The sequence below is a fragment of the Claveliimonas bilis genome, from assembly GCF_020892095.1.
GTDB classification, from domain to species: domain Bacteria; phylum Bacillota; class Clostridia; order Lachnospirales; family Lachnospiraceae; genus Claveliimonas; species Claveliimonas bilis.
In genome coordinates this window covers 678,458-694,433 of record NZ_AP024845.1, presented here as the reverse complement: position 1 = coordinate 694,433, position 15,976 = coordinate 678,458, and the positions used below count along the sequence as shown (strand labels likewise).

At 50.1% G+C, this 15,976-nt stretch carries 15 protein-coding genes and 2 pseudogenes; all 17 read left to right on the top strand.

What is annotated here, in order from left to right; genetic code table 11:
- Positions 1 to 18: 18 nt before the first annotated feature.
- Positions 19 to 1,185, top strand: a complete 1,167-nt coding sequence (locus tag EUBC25_RS03440) for an exonuclease SbcCD subunit D (protein ID WP_230106825.1) — start codon at positions 19 to 21, stop codon at positions 1,183 to 1,185.
- Entirely contained in the window at positions 1,182 to 2,699 is a 1,518-nt protein-coding gene (locus tag EUBC25_RS03435; protein ID WP_230106824.1) for an AAA family ATPase, read from the top strand. Before EUBC25_RS03440 ends, EUBC25_RS03435 begins: the two co-directional genes overlap by 4 nt.
- Before the next feature lie 96 nt (positions 2,700 to 2,795).
- Positions 2,796 to 3,014: a hypothetical protein gene (locus tag EUBC25_RS03430; RefSeq protein WP_002604486.1), complete on the top strand. Its 219-nt coding sequence runs from the start codon at positions 2,796 to 2,798 to the stop codon at positions 3,012 to 3,014.
- 128 nt (positions 3,015 to 3,142) lie between these two features.
- Complete coding sequence (locus tag EUBC25_RS03425; protein WP_002604485.1) at positions 3,143 to 4,087, top strand: DUF6017 domain-containing protein; 945 nt, start codon at positions 3,143 to 3,145, stop codon at positions 4,085 to 4,087.
- Between the two features lie 36 nt (positions 4,088 to 4,123).
- Complete coding sequence (locus EUBC25_RS03420) at positions 4,124 to 4,597, top strand: PcfB family protein (RefSeq protein WP_002604484.1); 474 nt, start codon at positions 4,124 to 4,126, stop codon at positions 4,595 to 4,597.
- Positions 4,594 to 4,893: pseudogene (locus EUBC25_RS15120) on the top strand (recombinase); the annotation flags it as partial. The gene EUBC25_RS03420 and the pseudogene EUBC25_RS15120, both read left to right, overlap by 4 nt.
- Before the next feature lie 56 nt (positions 4,894 to 4,949).
- Positions 4,950 to 6,800 (top strand): recombinase family protein, encoded by a 1,851-nt coding sequence (locus EUBC25_RS03410; RefSeq protein ID WP_331471511.1) that lies wholly within the window; start codon positions 4,950 to 4,952, stop codon positions 6,798 to 6,800.
- Positions 6,801 to 6,878: 78 nt separating this feature from the next.
- Complete coding sequence (locus EUBC25_RS03405) at positions 6,879 to 7,082, top strand: transposon-encoded TnpW family protein (protein ID WP_095889415.1); 204 nt, start codon at positions 6,879 to 6,881, stop codon at positions 7,080 to 7,082.
- 134 nt (positions 7,083 to 7,216) lie between these two features.
- Complete coding sequence (locus EUBC25_RS03400; protein WP_095889416.1) at positions 7,217 to 7,513, top strand: P-loop NTPase family protein; 297 nt, start codon at positions 7,217 to 7,219, stop codon at positions 7,511 to 7,513.
- Positions 7,514 to 7,698: 185 nt separating this feature from the next.
- Positions 7,699 to 8,532: a methyltransferase domain-containing protein gene (locus EUBC25_RS03395; RefSeq protein WP_016147289.1), complete on the top strand. Its 834-nt coding sequence runs from the start codon at positions 7,699 to 7,701 to the stop codon at positions 8,530 to 8,532.
- Between the two features lie 131 nt (positions 8,533 to 8,663).
- Positions 8,664 to 8,960 (top strand): DUF3847 domain-containing protein, encoded by a 297-nt coding sequence (locus EUBC25_RS03390; RefSeq protein WP_016147288.1) that lies wholly within the window; start codon positions 8,664 to 8,666, stop codon positions 8,958 to 8,960.
- Positions 8,961 to 9,189: 229 nt separating this feature from the next.
- On the top strand, positions 9,190 to 10,701 hold the full coding sequence (gene mobQ, locus EUBC25_RS03385; protein ID WP_230107539.1) for a MobQ family relaxase: 1,512 nt from the start codon (positions 9,190 to 9,192) through the stop codon (positions 10,699 to 10,701).
- A gap of 15 nt (positions 10,702 to 10,716) precedes the next feature.
- Positions 10,717 to 12,618 (top strand): AAA family ATPase, encoded by a 1,902-nt coding sequence (locus tag EUBC25_RS03380; RefSeq protein ID WP_230106822.1) that lies wholly within the window; start codon positions 10,717 to 10,719, stop codon positions 12,616 to 12,618.
- Positions 12,619 to 12,703: 85 nt separating this feature from the next.
- Positions 12,704 to 14,197 (top strand): annotated as a pseudogene (locus EUBC25_RS03375) (VirD4-like conjugal transfer protein, CD1115 family); the annotation flags it as partial.
- 67 nt (positions 14,198 to 14,264) lie between these two features.
- Entirely contained in the window at positions 14,265 to 14,480 is a 216-nt protein-coding gene (locus tag EUBC25_RS03370) for a Maff2 family mobile element protein (protein ID WP_002604482.1), read from the top strand.
- Positions 14,481 to 14,565: 85 nt separating this feature from the next.
- Positions 14,566 to 15,417 carry a VirB6/TrbL-like conjugal transfer protein, CD1112 family gene (locus tag EUBC25_RS03365; protein WP_003502113.1) on the top strand — a complete coding sequence of 284 codons (852 nt, stop codon included), beginning with the start codon at positions 14,566 to 14,568 and terminating at the stop codon, positions 15,415 to 15,417.
- 10 nt (positions 15,418 to 15,427) lie between these two features.
- The gene (locus EUBC25_RS03360; RefSeq protein WP_002604480.1) at positions 15,428 to 15,976 is read left to right on the top strand and encodes an MT-A70 family methyltransferase; all 549 of its coding nucleotides are present in this window, start codon (positions 15,428 to 15,430) and stop codon (positions 15,974 to 15,976) included.

Here is a 15,976-nt window from a genome sequence, read left to right as displayed (position 1 = left end):
GTTTAAAGGAGGAACTATATGAGATTTTTTCATTTGTCAGACCTTCATATCGGCAGACATTTTCATTATTACAATATGAAGGAAGATCAGATACATATTTTAAATCAGGTAGTACAGGCGGCAAAGGAAGAGAAACCGGATGCGGTTGTGATCGCAGGTGATGTCTATGATAAATCTGTGCCGTCAGCGGAGGCGGTTACGGTATTTAATCATTTTCTGACAGAGCTTTCGGCGCTGGAGCCTCCCATTCCCGTGCTGATAGTGAGCGGGAATCATGATTCGGCAGAACGGCTGGAATTTGCCAGTGAGATTCTTGACCGGCAGAAGATTTATATTGCAGGGGTTCCGCCCATGGATCAGGAAGAGAAAATGAAGCAGGTAGAATTTGAAGATGAATTTGGCAAAATCGTATTTTATCTTCTTCCTTTTGTAAAGCCGGGCTATGTGCGGAAAGTCTTTGGGGAAGGAGAGGAGAAGGATACATACGACAGCGCTGTAAGAGGACTGATCGAGAGGGAAGAAATCGATCCAGGGGTCCGCAATGTGCTGGTGAGCCATCAGTTTTACACTTCCGGCGGGCAGGAACCGATCCGAAGCGATTCCGAAACAGTCAGTGTGGGCGGGCTGGAACAGGTGGACGTATCCTGTCTGGATGTATTTGATTACGCAGCCCTCGGACATATCCACAGGCGGCAGAAGATTGGAGAGAAACATGCATGGTACTGCGGTACGCCGCTGAAATATTCTGTCTCAGAGAGCAGGGATGAAAAAGTGCTGACCCTTGTAGAGCTTCGGGAAAAAGGCCGGGATCCTCTGATACAGACCATAGTCCTTTCTCCTCTTAGAGATGTACGAAAGGAAGAGGGAACACTGGAAGAAATATTAAAAAGAGCCGGACAGGAAGAGGGGAAAAGCAGAATGGATGATTATGTCAGTGTGACCCTGACAGATGAAAAAGAGCTGTATCAGCCAAGAGAACAGCTGGAACAGGCATTTCCATTTCTTTTGGAAGTAAAGATTGATAATGCAAGAATGCGCCGGCAGATCCGGGAAGAGGAAGAAGCCTTTGATCTGTCCGATCCTTTCAAGGTGTTTGCACAGTTTTTTGAGGAAATGCAGGGACGCTCCATGGATGCAGGAGAAGAAGCTGTACTGAAAAATATTTTGGAGGAGGAGATATTATGATTCCGGTAAAGCTTATTTTGTCTGCATTTGGATCTTATGCAGGAAGAGAAGAAATCGATTTTGAGAAGGCAGGAGCCGGAATCTTTCTTGTGAGCGGGGATACCGGGGCAGGTAAGACGACAGTCTTTGACGCCATTACTTATGCGCTCTATGATCAGACCAGCGGGGGAAAACGTGACGGAAATATGATGAGGAGTCAGTATGCGGGTCTGGATACGCCTACTTTTGTAGATTTTACCTTCCGGTATCGGGAGCAGCTTTACCGGATTGTGAGAAGTCCGGAATATGAAAGGCCAAGCAGACGAAAAGGAAAGGATGGGAAACCGGGAACGACGGTGGAAAAAGCGAAGGTTTCCCTTTATCTTCCTGACGGCAGTGAGTTTATGGGAAAGAAAGGGGAGGTCAACCGAAAAATCGTAGAGATTATCGGACTGGATGCAGGGCAGTTTACTCAGACAGTTATGCTGGCCCAGGGAGATTTCCTGAAACTTCTTTATGCCAGATCAGACGAGCGGAAAGAAATATTTTCCCGCATTTTTCAGACAGATGTATTTGCACAGATCCAGAGGAAACTCAGGGAGAAAGCGCGGGCTTTATACGGGCAGATCCAGGATGCAAAGAAGTCGGAGGAACAGGAGGTTTCCCATATTTTTTATCCGGATGAAGGCGAATATAAAGAGCGGATCCGGGAGGCAGTTCTGCCGCAGGACAGACAGGAGATCTTAAAAGAAATTCTGAAAGAAGGGACAGGAAGAGAAAAGGGCATTCTAAAAGAAGCAAAAAAGATACAGGAAGCGTTGGAGCAGCTGAACGAAGACCTGGCAAAGGCAGAACAGTTAAATGAAAATTTCCAAAGATACGCGGAGGCAGAGAAAGAAGTAAGAGATCTGCAGGCCCAGGAAGACCGGATGGAGGAAGTAAAGAAGCAGCTGGAGCGGTGCGGGCAGGCAGAAAAGGTACAGGGTGTATACCGCCTTTTTGAGGAAAGCTCCCGACGGGAAAAAGAGCTGGAAGAATCGATCCGTCAGCTGGAGATGATAAGAGAGGAAAAGAACCGGGAGGGCAAAGAAGAGACGGAGAGGAAAAGTAAGACAGAACAGAAGTTAGAAGAAGGCAGACAGACTTATGAAAAGTTCCGGCAGCAGGCAGCTGCCCTGACAGAAGAGCTGGAAAAGCGAAAAGACGACAAGGTCCGTCTTACTCTTAGCAGAACAAGAGAACAGGAAGCGCAGGAAAAAATCCGCCAGATCCGGGTGATCTTAGAGCGTTTTCCGGATCTTCGCAAGCTGGAAAAAAAGAAACAAAAGACCTGGAATGACCTGGAAGAGGGCAAAGGCATTTATGAAGAAGCCATGAAAGAGTATTTTCTGAAAAATGAAAGATTTCTCAAAGAGCAGGCAGGGATTTTGGCGGGCGGACTGGAAGAGGGAATAATGAGGTGTGATAGCGATAGCGGCAAAAAGCTAATAAAATCAATGGTTTTGCGGACAGCGGATAGACAGGGAATGTGTTAAAAACTGAATACGCACACAAACGGCGTTACCTTAACCCCTTTGGGGGAGAAAGTAACGCCGTTTTTTTATGCCCGCAGGAAAGGAGGTGCAGCCGGAATGTATTTCACAAAGGGCAAGCAGCGGGCGTTTGAATTGCTCATGCAGCAGAAGCCGGGATTTGACCGCTATCAATCCGGTTGTGCCGGAGATGATGAAGATTGCGGCACTTGCCGTTTCTACCGCCCCGGGTGGAAATATGAGTTTTGCGTTTTCAAAGAGTGTCCCTATTGCCCCGGCAAAAGGACGCGGAAAACGCACGCCAGCATGGACAAATAGACGGGCAAAAGCCCTTGTGCCATGCGGCTTTGCAGACGCGAAAACGGCAAAGGGCATATTGCAATACCAAAACAGCCGAAAACGGCTTTCTAATTGTCCACGCATACCAAGAGAGGAAGTGAGGAAATATGGCAGTTTTCAGAGTGGAGCGAAATACGGGATATACCGTTATGAGCAACCACCACTTGCGAAACAAGGAATTGTCCTTAAAGGCAAAGGGCTTGTTGTCGCAAATGCTTTCGCTGCCCGAAGATTGGGATTATACCCTTGCGGGCTTATCCCATATCAACCGGGAGAAGATCGACGCAATCCGCGAAGCGGTAAAGGAACTCGAAAAAGCCGGATATATCGTGCGCAGCCGGGAGCGCGACGAAAAGGGACGCTTGCGGGGCGCAGATTACGTCATATACGAGCAGCCGCAGCCGCGAGAGCCGGAAGCAGCTACCAGCGGCGGACAGCCGCCTATATTGGATTTACCTACATTGGAAAATCCAACATTGGATAATCCAACGTTGGAAAAACCTACGCAGGAAAAACCTACGTTGGAAAATCCAACGCAATTAAATAAAGATATATTAAGTAAAGAACAATCAATTACTGATTTATCAAGTACCGATTCCATTCCTTTCCATTCCCTAAACCCCTTGCCCTTTGCGCATGGCGAAGCGGCTACGCCGCCGGAAAGGAAAAGAACGGAAGCGAAAAGCAATAGCGCAGTAGAGATTTACAGGGAGATTATCAAGGACAATATCGAATACGACCATCTCATTCAAAACTGCAAAATTGACAAAGACCGTTTGGACGAGATTGTTGACCTTATGCTGGAAACCGTCTGCACAGCCCGAAAGACAATCCGTATTGCCGGGGACGACTACCCCGCCGAATTGGTGAAATCCAAGTTTTTGAAGCTGAACAGCAGCCATATTGAGTTTGTTTTGGATTGCATGAGGGAGAACACAACCAAAGTGCGCAACATCAAGCAGTATCTAAAAGCGGTGCTGTTCAACGCGCCGAGTACCATTGACAGCTACTATACCGCCCTTGTCAATCACGACTTATACGGCGGCGAATGAGCATAGCCGCACTTTACCGGGAAAGGAGTTGATACCTTGCAGGAGGAAGTAACCCAAAAAACGATTGCCCTATACGTCAAAGTGGGAAAAGGCGCGGCGCGGCTTACCGAACAGGCGTTACAGAAAGCAATCCAAAAGTTTTTGGAGCAGAAAAGCAAACCCGCGCATGGGAAACAGACCATGCGGCAGCTTATGAAGCAGAACGCGGGTGTTTCCAACATCGAGATCACCGACAGCAATATTAAAGCCTTTGAGAGTACGGCGAAGAAATACAACATAGATTTTTCGCTAAAAAAGGTTAAGGGCGAGCAGACCCGTTACCTTGTGTTTTTCAAAGGCCGGGACGCGGACGTTATGACCGCAGCGTTTCAAGAGTTTTCCGCAAAGAAGCTGAACCGGGAGAAAAAGCCCTCTATCCGCAAAGCCCTTGCCGCTGCAAAGGACAAGGCGAAGCAGCTTAACGCCGCCCGCGACAAGGTAAAGAAAATGGACAGGGGGCGCGAGATATGAAGCAGATCAACTACAAAAAGCTGATACTTCCGAATATCCCCTATGTGTTCTTTGTCTATCTCTTTGATAAAGTCGGACAGGCGGTGCGGCTTGCCCCCGGCGCGGATATTTCTGCAAAGATACTGAATATCACACAAGGATTTTCCGCAGCCTTTGAAAACGCCTTGCCGAGCGTTTACCCGTTGGATTTGCTTGTCGGCATTGTCGGTGCGGTGATTATCCGCTTGATAGTCTATGTCAAAGGGAAAAACGCGAAGAAATACCGCAAGGGCGCGGAGTACGGCTCTGCCCGATGGAGTGCATAATTTTAAGTGTAAAGGACACCTACATGGACGCACAGGAGGTTATGCACATGACTGATTATAGCAAAATTACCGCCCTTTACTCCCGTCTTTCCGTAGGGGACGAGGACAGGGACGGCGGCGAGAGCAACAGCATACAGAACCAGAAAATCTTTTTGGAGAACTACGCCAGAGGGCAGCGGTTGACGAATATCCGGCACTACATCGACGACGATGAAAGCGGCAGATTTTTTGACCGTTCTGCCTACTCCCGCATGATGGACGATGTAGAGAACGGGAAAATCGGCGTTTGCATTATGAAAGACCTAACCCGCTGGGGGCGCGACTATCTCCAAGTCGGCAACGCTATGGAGATATTCAGACGGAACAACGTGCGCTTTATTGCGGTCAACAACGGCATTGACAGCGAGAAGCCCGACACATTGGAGTTTGCGCCCTTTATCAACATCATGTCGGAGTGGTACGCAAAGGACATCAGCAAGAAAGTGAAAACGGGCATTAAGACCAAAGGTATGAGCGGAAAGCCGATTGCCACCGAAGCCCCCTACGGCTATATGAAAGACCCGGACAACAAGGATTTTTGGATAATCAACGAGGAAGCCGCCGAGGTTGTGCGCCTTATTTTCCGTCTGTTTATCGGCGGGAAGAACCGCAACCAAATCGCCGTATATCTGAAAAGCGAGCAAATCCCTACCCCCACTTTCTACATGAAAGACCGGGGACGGGGAACGTGTAAAAACAAGGCGCTCAATGAGGATAACCGCTACAAGTGGAACAAAGCCACCTTGACCCATATCCTCACACGGCAGGAGTATTGCGGCGATGTAGTCAACTTCAAGACCACAAAGCATTTCCGGGACAAGCGGAACCACTATGTAGACCGGAGCCAATGGCAGATAACCGAAAATGTGCATGAGCCGATTATTGACCGCGCTGACTTTGAAACCGCACAGCGGATTTTGGAAAACGCGCCCGTCAGACGCCCCAACGGGGACGGGGAAATCCACCCTTTGTCGGGCTTGCTTTTCTGTAAGGATTGCGGCGCAAAAATGCACATCCGCATAGATTACAGAAACGGCGGCAAGCGGCACGTTGCCTATTGCAGCGAGTATCACAAGGGAAAAGCCAAAAATCCCAAGTGCCATTCCCCACACATCATTGACGCTGACGTGCTTATGCAGACCGTCGCGGAAGTGCTGAAGAAAATCGAGGACTACTCTATCAGCAACCGGGCAGAGTTTGAAGCCTTAGTGAAAAAGAACCTTGCCATGCAGCAGACCGACCAGACCAAGAAACAGCAGAAACGTATCCCGCAAATCACGACACGCCTTGAACAGATTGACAAGGTGCTGAATAAGCTCTATGAGGACAACGCTCTCGGCACTATCCCGCAAGACCGCTACGAGCAAATGTCGCAGAAGTATTCGGAAGAATACTACACACTGAAAACGGAGCTTGCGGGGCTGCAAGAGCAGCTATCCGCTTATGAGAACGCGGGAGGACGGGCGCAGAAGTTTTTGAAGCTGACGGAACGCCATGCCGCCTTTACCGACCTCACCCCCGCCATTCTCAACGAGTTTATCAGCAGGATTGAAGTGCATGAGCGCGACCAGAAAAGGGCGAGATACGCAATCCAGCACATCAGCATATATTTCAACTATATCGGCAGGTTCGAGAACGAAGTAACGCAGCTTGCAGAGCCGACCGAGCAGGAAATCCGGCAAATGCGGGAGGAAATCGAAGAAGCCAAAAAGGAAAAGAGCCGCGCCTATCACCGGCAGTATTCAAGGGAGTACCGGGCGCGAAACCTTGAAAAGCAGCGGGAGTATGACCGTATCAAGGCGCGGGAATACCGGGCAAGGAGAAAGGCGCAGACCGCCGCCGCACAGCCCGCACAGTAAAACAGAATAACCGACAACCAAGAGGGATTTTCCGGCTACGGGAAGTCCCTCTTTTGCGCCCGAAGAAAGGAGCCGCCTATGACAGAACAGAACGGGACGCCCACCGCGCCCCGGAACCCCGACAGTATTATCACGATGCAGAGAAACGGGCAGACTATTGTTGCGGAGTTATTTTTCAATCACAGCAGCACAGAAACATTCCGCGACAAGCTGCTCAAAGTGATACTTGCCGACAGCTTGCAGGACGGTCAAGAGCCGGAAAAATCGGAAATTTTGCGATAACAGCCGCCCCGACGATACATTCCCCGTCCGGGCGGTTTTTATCGTCAAAAACGCCGTTTTCTCCAAGTCAAGAGCCGGAGAAAACACCCGAAAAATGCCCCTATTGCGTAACAGGGGCGCAGAAAGGAGAGTTTATGCGAACAGGGTTTCCCAAGCAAAAAAAGACCACAGACATCTGGTTTGATGAGAAAGACCCGTTGATCCATATCCGTACCCACAATACCGACTTGAAGAAGCGGCTTGCCGCCTATGCCGAGCAGCACCCCGATGTGTGCCGCCAGACCGATGCAGACCCGGAAACGGGCTGCATGGAGTTTGACATTGAGAAAGGCCGCTTCTCTTTCCGTCTGACCGCCCCATACAGCGAGGAACGGCGGGAAGCGGCGCGGCGGTACGCCAGAGAGAGCAACGCCGCCGACAGGCTGAAATAGAGTGGAAATGTTCATAGTTTTGTGCTATACTTTTTCTAAAAGCAGAGTAATACTGCGGAATTGATTGGAGGACAACACAATGGTTACATTTATGAGATTAAGATAAAACCGCGAGTTATGTTGCGGTTATCCGTACTGCATAACTCGCTTATTGAAGCAGAGATGTAATTACGGAGGAAAAACAAATGAATAATAATTTATCACGCTTTGCAGACAGCAAGGTTTATTTTCAATGCCCAATTTGCACAAAATCAATGGATATACAAGGCAATAGCCTAATTTGTAGACATGGACATTGCTTTGATATTTCAAGATATGGGTATGTAAATTTGTTGTTAAAATCATCGCCCAAAACCAACTACAGCAAGCGGTCTTTTGACAACCGGCACCAAATTTTGGAGTATGGCATGTATGATGTTGTGTTGGAGAAAATCATACAGTTTATTTCTGATACGCCATCTATAAGAAACATTTTAGATGTTGGTTGCGGCGAGGGTTTCTATGCAAGGCAGATACAGCAAAGAACAGAACGAAACATCTTTGCTTTTGACTTGTCAAGGGAGGCAATACAGATTGCATCAAAAAAAGACAAGCGCAAAGCAGTGAAGTGGTTTGTTACTGACTTATCAAAAATCCCTTTGAAAGACGGAAGTATGGATTGTATTTTAGACATATTTTCGCCTGCACACTACAAAGAATTTCAGCGATTGCTATCTCCTAACGGATATGTTGTGAAAGTAATTCCTACGAAAAATCATTTGAGGGAAATTAGGACTAAAGTGCAAGCACACTTGAAAAATCCAGATTATTCAAATGAGTCTGTCGTTGAATATTTTGAGAAATATCTTAAAACCATTTCAAGAGAAACGGTTTCAGCCACCGTACAGTTGTCATCAGAACAAAGAATGTCGTTTATTGAAATGACGCCGCTTCTCTTTTGCGTTGAAAAAGATTGCGTTGATTGGTGTACTCTCACACATTTGACAATCGAAGCTGATGTTTTAATAGGAATGTATTAAAGGGCGTATTGATATTTAATATTCCCATTTATTGAGCAGAACGGAGTAAACCAAACACCCTAATCAAAAGGACAGCCGAGGAAATCGACTGTCCTTTTTCTATGCCGACAGGTAGAAAGGAGTGACCACCCATGACGAAACCGAGAGAAAAAAACCGCGAGGAATTGCAAGCCGAGATTGAGGACGGGAAGAAGAAAATCCGGCAGCTTGAAAACCGGGAAAAGGTGTTGCGGCAAAAGTTATCCCAAGAGGAACGCAGGACGCGCAGCCATCGGCTGATCGTCCGGGGTGCGGTCTTTGAGAGCATTGTGCCGGAAGCCAAGACCATGACCGACGAGGAAGCCGCCGCCTTTCTCCGGCTTGCCTTGACGAGCGAGGAAGCGCGGGCTTATCTGAAAAAACGCACCAAGGGCGGGAAAAGCGAATAATCCCTTTGGCACAAAGGGCGCACTTATACACCCTTGCGGGCGTGTGCGCTCTGCCGAGGGCTTATCTCCGCACAGGGAACTTTCCCCGCGCTCCGATATGGCGGCTTTGCCGCAACAAGGGGCTGCACCCCTTGCGCCGCTTCGCGGCTATCCCTGCACACCCACAAAAACAGTACACCCGCTTACGCGTCTGTACTATTTTTGCGGGTTTTATTATCCTATCCGGGAGGTGATACCCATAGCCATTTACCATTGTAACATCGGCATTGTGAGCCGAGGAAAAGGCAAGTCAGCCGTTGCCGCAGCCGCCTACCGAAGCGGCGAGAAAATCACAAACGAGTGGGACGGAATGACCCATGACTACACCCGCAAGCGCGGCGTTGTCCATACGGAAATCCTACTGCCGCCCCATGCCCCGCCCTCTTTCTCTGACCGCGCTACTCTATGGAACAATGTGGAACTTTACGAGAAAGCCGGGAACGCCCAGCTTGCCAGAGAGATTGACGCAGCACTCCCCATAGAATTATCCAGAGAGGAACAGATCCGGCTTGTCCGGGAATACTGTTCTTCTCAATTTGTTTCCAGAGGAATGTGCGTGGATTTTGCCATTCACGACACCGGCAAGGGCAATCCCCATTGTCACATCATGCTTACCATGCGCCCCCTTGACGAGCGCGGCGCATGGGCGGCGAAGTCCCAAAAGGAATATGACCTTGATGAAAACGGCGAGCGTATCCGCTTGCCAAGCGGCAGATACAAGACGCACAAAGTTGACCTGACCGGCTGGAACGACAAGGGCAACGCCCTCTTGTGGCGTAAGGCATGGGCGGATATTTCAAATGCCTACCTTGAACAAGCCGGAAGCCCGGAGCGTATCGACCATCGTAGTAACGCCGAGCGCGGCATTGACGAGCTGCCTACCGTCCACATGGGCGTGGTAGCTTGCCAGATGGAGAAGAAAGGTATTGCCACCGAGAAAGGCGAGCTGAACCGGAATATCCAAAAGGCGAACCGCCTTATCCGGGAAATCCGGGCGCAGATTGGAAAGCTCAAAGAATGGATTGGCGAGCTGTTCAAGGCGCGGGAAACCGCCCCGGAGCAGCCCCCGCAATCCCCCGGCCTTGCAAACCTGCTGATAAAGTATATGAGCGTTCAGAGGGAAAAAAGCCGGAAGTATTCGCAGTATTGGCAGCAACAGCACGCAGCCGATGAACTGAAAACCGTAGCGGCGGCGGTCAACTACCTTTCCGAGCATGGTATCTCCACCCTTGACGAGCTGGACGCAGCCCTTTCCTCTGTCAGCGACCAAGCCGACGCTATCCGGAAGGGCATGAAAACCGCCGAGAAGCGCATGAAAGAATTGCAAAAGCTGATTGAATACGGGAAAAATTACACCGAGTACAAGCCCATTCACGACGAGCTGAAAAAGCTGAAAAACGGCTGGACGAACAAGCGCGACAAGTACGAGGAAGCCCACCGCGCCGAGCTTACCCTATGGAACGCAGCAAACCGCTATCTCCATGCAAATCTGCCGAAAGGGATACGGCCACCCTTGCCTATCGCTGAATGGGAAAAGGAGTACGCCACCCTCAGCGGGCAGAGAACAGCGGAATATACCAAGCTGAAAGAAACCCGCGCCGAGGTTGCCGAGCTGCACAATATCCGCAAGTGCGTTGATATTGCATTGAAAGCCGACCAGCCGGAGCAGACCCGCGCCAAGCGGCACGACTTAGAACGATGAAAGGAGTTGAGATTTTTGTACTACACCCAAGAACAGATAGACCGGGCGAACCAAGCCGACCTTGTTTCTTTCCTGCAATCACAGGGCGAGCAGCTTACCCGCGCCGGGAATGAATACCGCTGGAAACGGCATGACAGCTTGACCGTCCGGGGAAACAAATGGTACAGGCACAGCCAGAGCAAGGGCGGCGGCCCCGTTGATTTTGTCATGGAGTTTTTCGGCAAGAGCTTCACCGAAGCCGTGGAACTTCTCACAGGAGAAAAGGGAGCCGCACCGCCGCCGGACAGACCTTGCCCCGCGTCCCTTTCCGACTTCCGGCTACCGCCCCGCAGCCCCGACAACCGAACAGCGAGGAACTACCTCACAGCAGCCCGCCGCATTGATGAAGATGTGACGGGCTTTTTCTTTGCCCGCGGCGATATTTACGAGGACGCAGCCCACCACAACGCCGTATTTGTGGGGAGGGACGAGGACGGGATACCGCGCTACGCCCACAGCAAAGGAACGGCGGGAAACTTCCGCCTTGATGTGAAAGGCAGCGACAAAGCCTTTAATTTCTGCTACCGGGGCGAGGGCGAAAGGCTTTTTGTCTTTGAAGCCCCCGTTGACCTGTTATCTTTCCTCTGCCTGTTCAAAAAGGCATGGCAGAAGCAGAGCTATTTGTCATTGGGCGGCGTGGGAGAAAAAGCCCTGTTGCGTTTCCTCTCTGACCGTCCGAACATCAAGACCGTTTACCTCTGCCTTGACAGCGACCAAGCGAGAAACGACGCTTGCAGCCGCCTTGCGGAGCTTATGCCGGAGGGCTTGACCGTCCACCGCCTTGTGCCGCTTTACAAGGACTGGAACGAGGTATTGCAGCACCGGGCGGAAATCACAGACGGGAAGTATATCCGGGAAGCGGTTTACGGCTTGAAAGAGCCGCCGCAGGAAGAAACCGTTGAGATTATCCGCATGAGCGAGGTTGACACACAGACCGTTGAATGGCTATGGGAGCCGTATATCCCTTTTGGGAAAGTAACCATTGTGCAAGGCAACCCCGGCGAGGGCAAGACCACCTTCGCCCTACGCCTTGCCGCCGCCTGCACCACCGGGGGAACGCTGCCGGGAATGAAGCCCTTGCCGCCATTCCAGGTGATTTACCAGACCGCCGAGGACGGGCTGGGCGATACCGTCAAGCCCCGCTTGATAGAAGCCGAAGCCGACCTTGACCGCGTGCTTGTGATTGATGAAGCCAAGCGGGAGCTTACCCTCTCCGACGAGCGCATAGAAAAGGCAATCACGCAGAACGGGGCGCGGTTGATTATCCTTGACCCCATACAGGCGTACATGGGCGAAAAGACCGACATGAACAGGGCAAACGAAGTGCGCCCCATGTTCCGCCGCCTTGCCGATGTTGCCGAGCGTACCGGGTGTGCCGTTATCCTTATCGGACACTTGAACAAAGCTGCCGGAGGGCAGAGCGCATACCGGGGCTTAGGTTCTATTGACTTCCGCGCCGCAGCAAGGAGCGTCCTGCTGATCGGGCGCGTGAAGCGGGAGCCAAATGTGCGTGTTATCGTCCATGACAAATCTTCCCTTGCGCCGGAGGGCAAGCCCGTTGCCTTTTGCCTTGACCCGGAAACAGGCTTTTCATGGATAGGCGAATACGACATAACCGCCGACGAGCTGCTGTCCGGCGCGGGCGGGAACACCGCCACCAAGACCGAACAGGCGGAACGGCTGATATTGGACTTGCTTGCAGACGGGAAAGAGCTTGCCAGCGAGGACATTGTAAAGGCCGCAGCCGAAGCCGGAATATCCGAGAGGACAGTACAGAACGCCAAGCGCAACATGGGCGGTATTTTAGGCGCAAGGCGTGTCGGCGGTCAATGGTATAACTTCCTCAAAAAGAAGCAGCCGCCCGAACCCGCAAGCTGAAAGTGCAAAACGCAGACCCTTTGCACTTTGCACTTTCGCACTTTCACGATAATTTGCGTCAATAACTCAAAAAAGCACTTGACAAAACGCTTCATGGGGAAACGCCGAAGATATAAAGCCCTACATAGACCCGGATTTCCAAAACAACATCATTTTGACGCAGACGGAACGGCTTACCATGAACAGCCGCCCGAAGCAGCCGAAGTACGCGAGAAATAAGAACGTCGTCGTGATCGGCGGCAGCGGCAGCGGAAAAACAAGATTTTTTGTCAAACCTAATCTAATGCAGCTTCATTCCTCTTACGTCTTAACCGACCCGAAAGGTACGGTTTTGATTGAGTGCGGGAAGCTGCTGCAACGGGCGGGCTACCGCATTAAGGTACTGAATACGATTAACTTCAAAAAATCTATGCACTACAACCCCTTTGTGTATATCCGCAGCGAGAAAGATATTTTGAAGCTGGTAAATACGTTGATAGCGAATACCAAAGGTGAGGGAGAAAAAAGCGCGGAGGATTTTTGGGTAAAGGCAGAACGGCTTTTGTATTGCGCGTTGGTGGGCTACATCTGGTACGAAGCCCCCGCCGAGGAAATGAACTTTATTACCCTGTTGGAACTTATCAACGCCAGCGAAGCCCGCGAGGACGACGAGGAATATCAAAGCCCCGTCGATTTGCTGTTTGCCGACTTGGAAGAACGCGACCCCGACCATTTCGCGGTGAAGCAGTACCGAAAATATAAATTGGCGGCGGGCAAAACCGCAAAATCAATCCTCATTTCTTGCGGTGCGAGGCTCGCTCCTTTTGATATAAAGGAATTGCGCGATCTTATGTCCTACGACGAATTAGAACTTGACACGTTAGGCGACAGAAAAACAGCTTTGTTTTTGATTATGAGCGATACGGACAGCACGTTTAATTTTGTTATCGCTATGCTGCAATCGCAGTTATTTAATCTCTTGTGCGACAAGGCCGACGACGAATACGGCGGCAAGCTGCCGGTTCATGTTCGCTGCCTGTTAGACGAGTTTGCAAACATTGGACAAATCCCGCAGTTTGAAAAATTGATTGCCACAATCCGCAGCCGGGAAATCTCGGCTTCTATCATTCTGCAATCGCAGAGCCAGCTAAAAGCCATTTACAAGGACGCGGCAGAAATCATACTTGACAATGCCGACAGCACCTTGTTTTTGGGAGGGCGCGGGAAAAATGCAAAGGATATTTCGGAGAACTTGGGACGTGAAACAATCGACAGTTTCAACACTTCCGAAAATCGCGGCACGCAGGTTTCTCATGGCCTCAATTATCAGAAATTGGGAAAGGAGTTGATGACACAGGACGAAATCGCAGTTATGGACGGAGGAAAATGTATTTTGCAGTTGCGCGGCGTGCGCCCCTTTTTCAGTGATAAGTACGATATAACGCAGCACCCGAACTACAAATACCTTTCCGACTTCGACAAGAAAAACGCTTTTGACGTTGAACGGTATATGTCCACCCGTCCGGCAATCGTAAAGCCCGACGAACCCTTTGACATATACGAAATAGATTTGTCCGACGAGGACGCAGCCGCCGAATAAAAACGGCGGCATTTTTATTTCCAACAACATTTTTTGAGCCGTTTTAGCGGCAGAAAGCGAGGTTTATATGGATTTTTTCAACAGCGCAGTTGACGTATTGCAGACTTTGGTAATCGCGCTTGGCGCAGGACTTGGCATTTGGGGCGGCATTAACCTCATGGAGGGGTACGGCAACGATAACCCCGGCGCGAAGTCGCAGGGCATGAAACAGTTGATGGCGGGCGGCGGCGTTGCCCTTATCGGCCTTACCCTTGTCCCGCTGCTCTCCGGCCTGTTTGGATAATGCCACAAACTAACACTACCCGCCGCGCTCTCCCGCTTCACGCGGGAGGGCGCGGGAAAGGAGGGATTAGCTTTTGATATGGCAGATGATTGAAGATTGGTTTCGCGGCATTTTGACAGACGGAATACTCTCTAATCTCTCCGGGCTGTTCGACAGCGTAAATACAGAGGTTGGAGAAATCGCAACGCAAGTCGGCACAACCCCCGCCGGGTGGAACGCGGGCATATTCAATATGATACGCAGCCTATCGGAAAACGTCATTGTGCCGATTGCGGGCGTTATCATTACCTTTGTCATGTGCTACGAACTAATCCAGCTTGTAATTGAGAAAAACAATCTGCACGATCTCGACACTTGGATTTTCTTCAAGTGGATTTTCAAAACCTTTGTTGCGGTGCTGCTGGTAACAAATACTTGGAACATCGTCATGGGCGTATTTGACATTACACAGAGCGTCGTCAACGACAGCGCGGGCGTTATCATATCCGACACAAGCATAGATATTGCAACCGTTATCACCGATATAGAAGCAAAGCTGGACGCTATGAGCGTCGGCGGGCTTTTGGGGCTATGGTTTCAATCACTCTTTGTGGGGCTTACCATGAAAGCGTTGTCTATCTGTATCATGCTGGTGGTGTACGGGCGCATGATTGAAATATACCTTGTAACGAGTATCGCCCCTATCCCCGTTGCGACAATGGTAAATCGTGAATGGGGCGGCATGGGACAGAACTACTTAAAATCCTTGCTTGCCCTCGGTTTTCAGGCTTTTCTAATTCTTGTGTGCGTCGGTATTTATGCGGTTTTGATACAGACAATCGCAGCAACCGATGACATATCCGGCGCGATCTGGTCTTGCATGGGCTATACCGTCCTCTTGTGTTTTACGCTTTTCAAAACGGGAAGCCTTGCAAAATCCGTATTCAGCGCGCATTAAGGGGGTGCAGATGAAGAAATACAAAATCATTTACGCCGATCCCCCTTGGAGATACGCGAGAAGCAAGGTACAGGGCGCAGCGGAAAAGCACTATCCCACTATGAGTATTGAGGAACTTTGCGCTTTACCCGTCAAAGAAATTGCGGATAAGGACTGTATTTTATTCCTATGGGCGACGTTCCCGCAGCTTAAAGAAGCGTTGCAGTTAATCAAGGCTTGGGGATTTACCTATAAATCCGTTGCCTTTGTATGGTTAAAGCAAAATCGGAAATCGCCCACTTGGTTTTATGGCTTGGGCTTTTGGACGCGAGGAAATGCGGAAATCTGCTTGCTTGCTACCAAAGGACACCCGAAGCGACAATCAAACAAGGTACATCAATTTATTATTTCCCCTGTTGAGCAGCACAGCAAAAAGCCGGATATAACGCGGGAAAAGATACTTGCCCTTATGGGCGACCTACCGCGTATTGAACTGTTTGCAAGGCAGCATACCCCTGGTTGGGACGTATGGGGAAATGAAATCAAAAGCGACATACGGTTTGCCGGAAAGGAGGTTTGA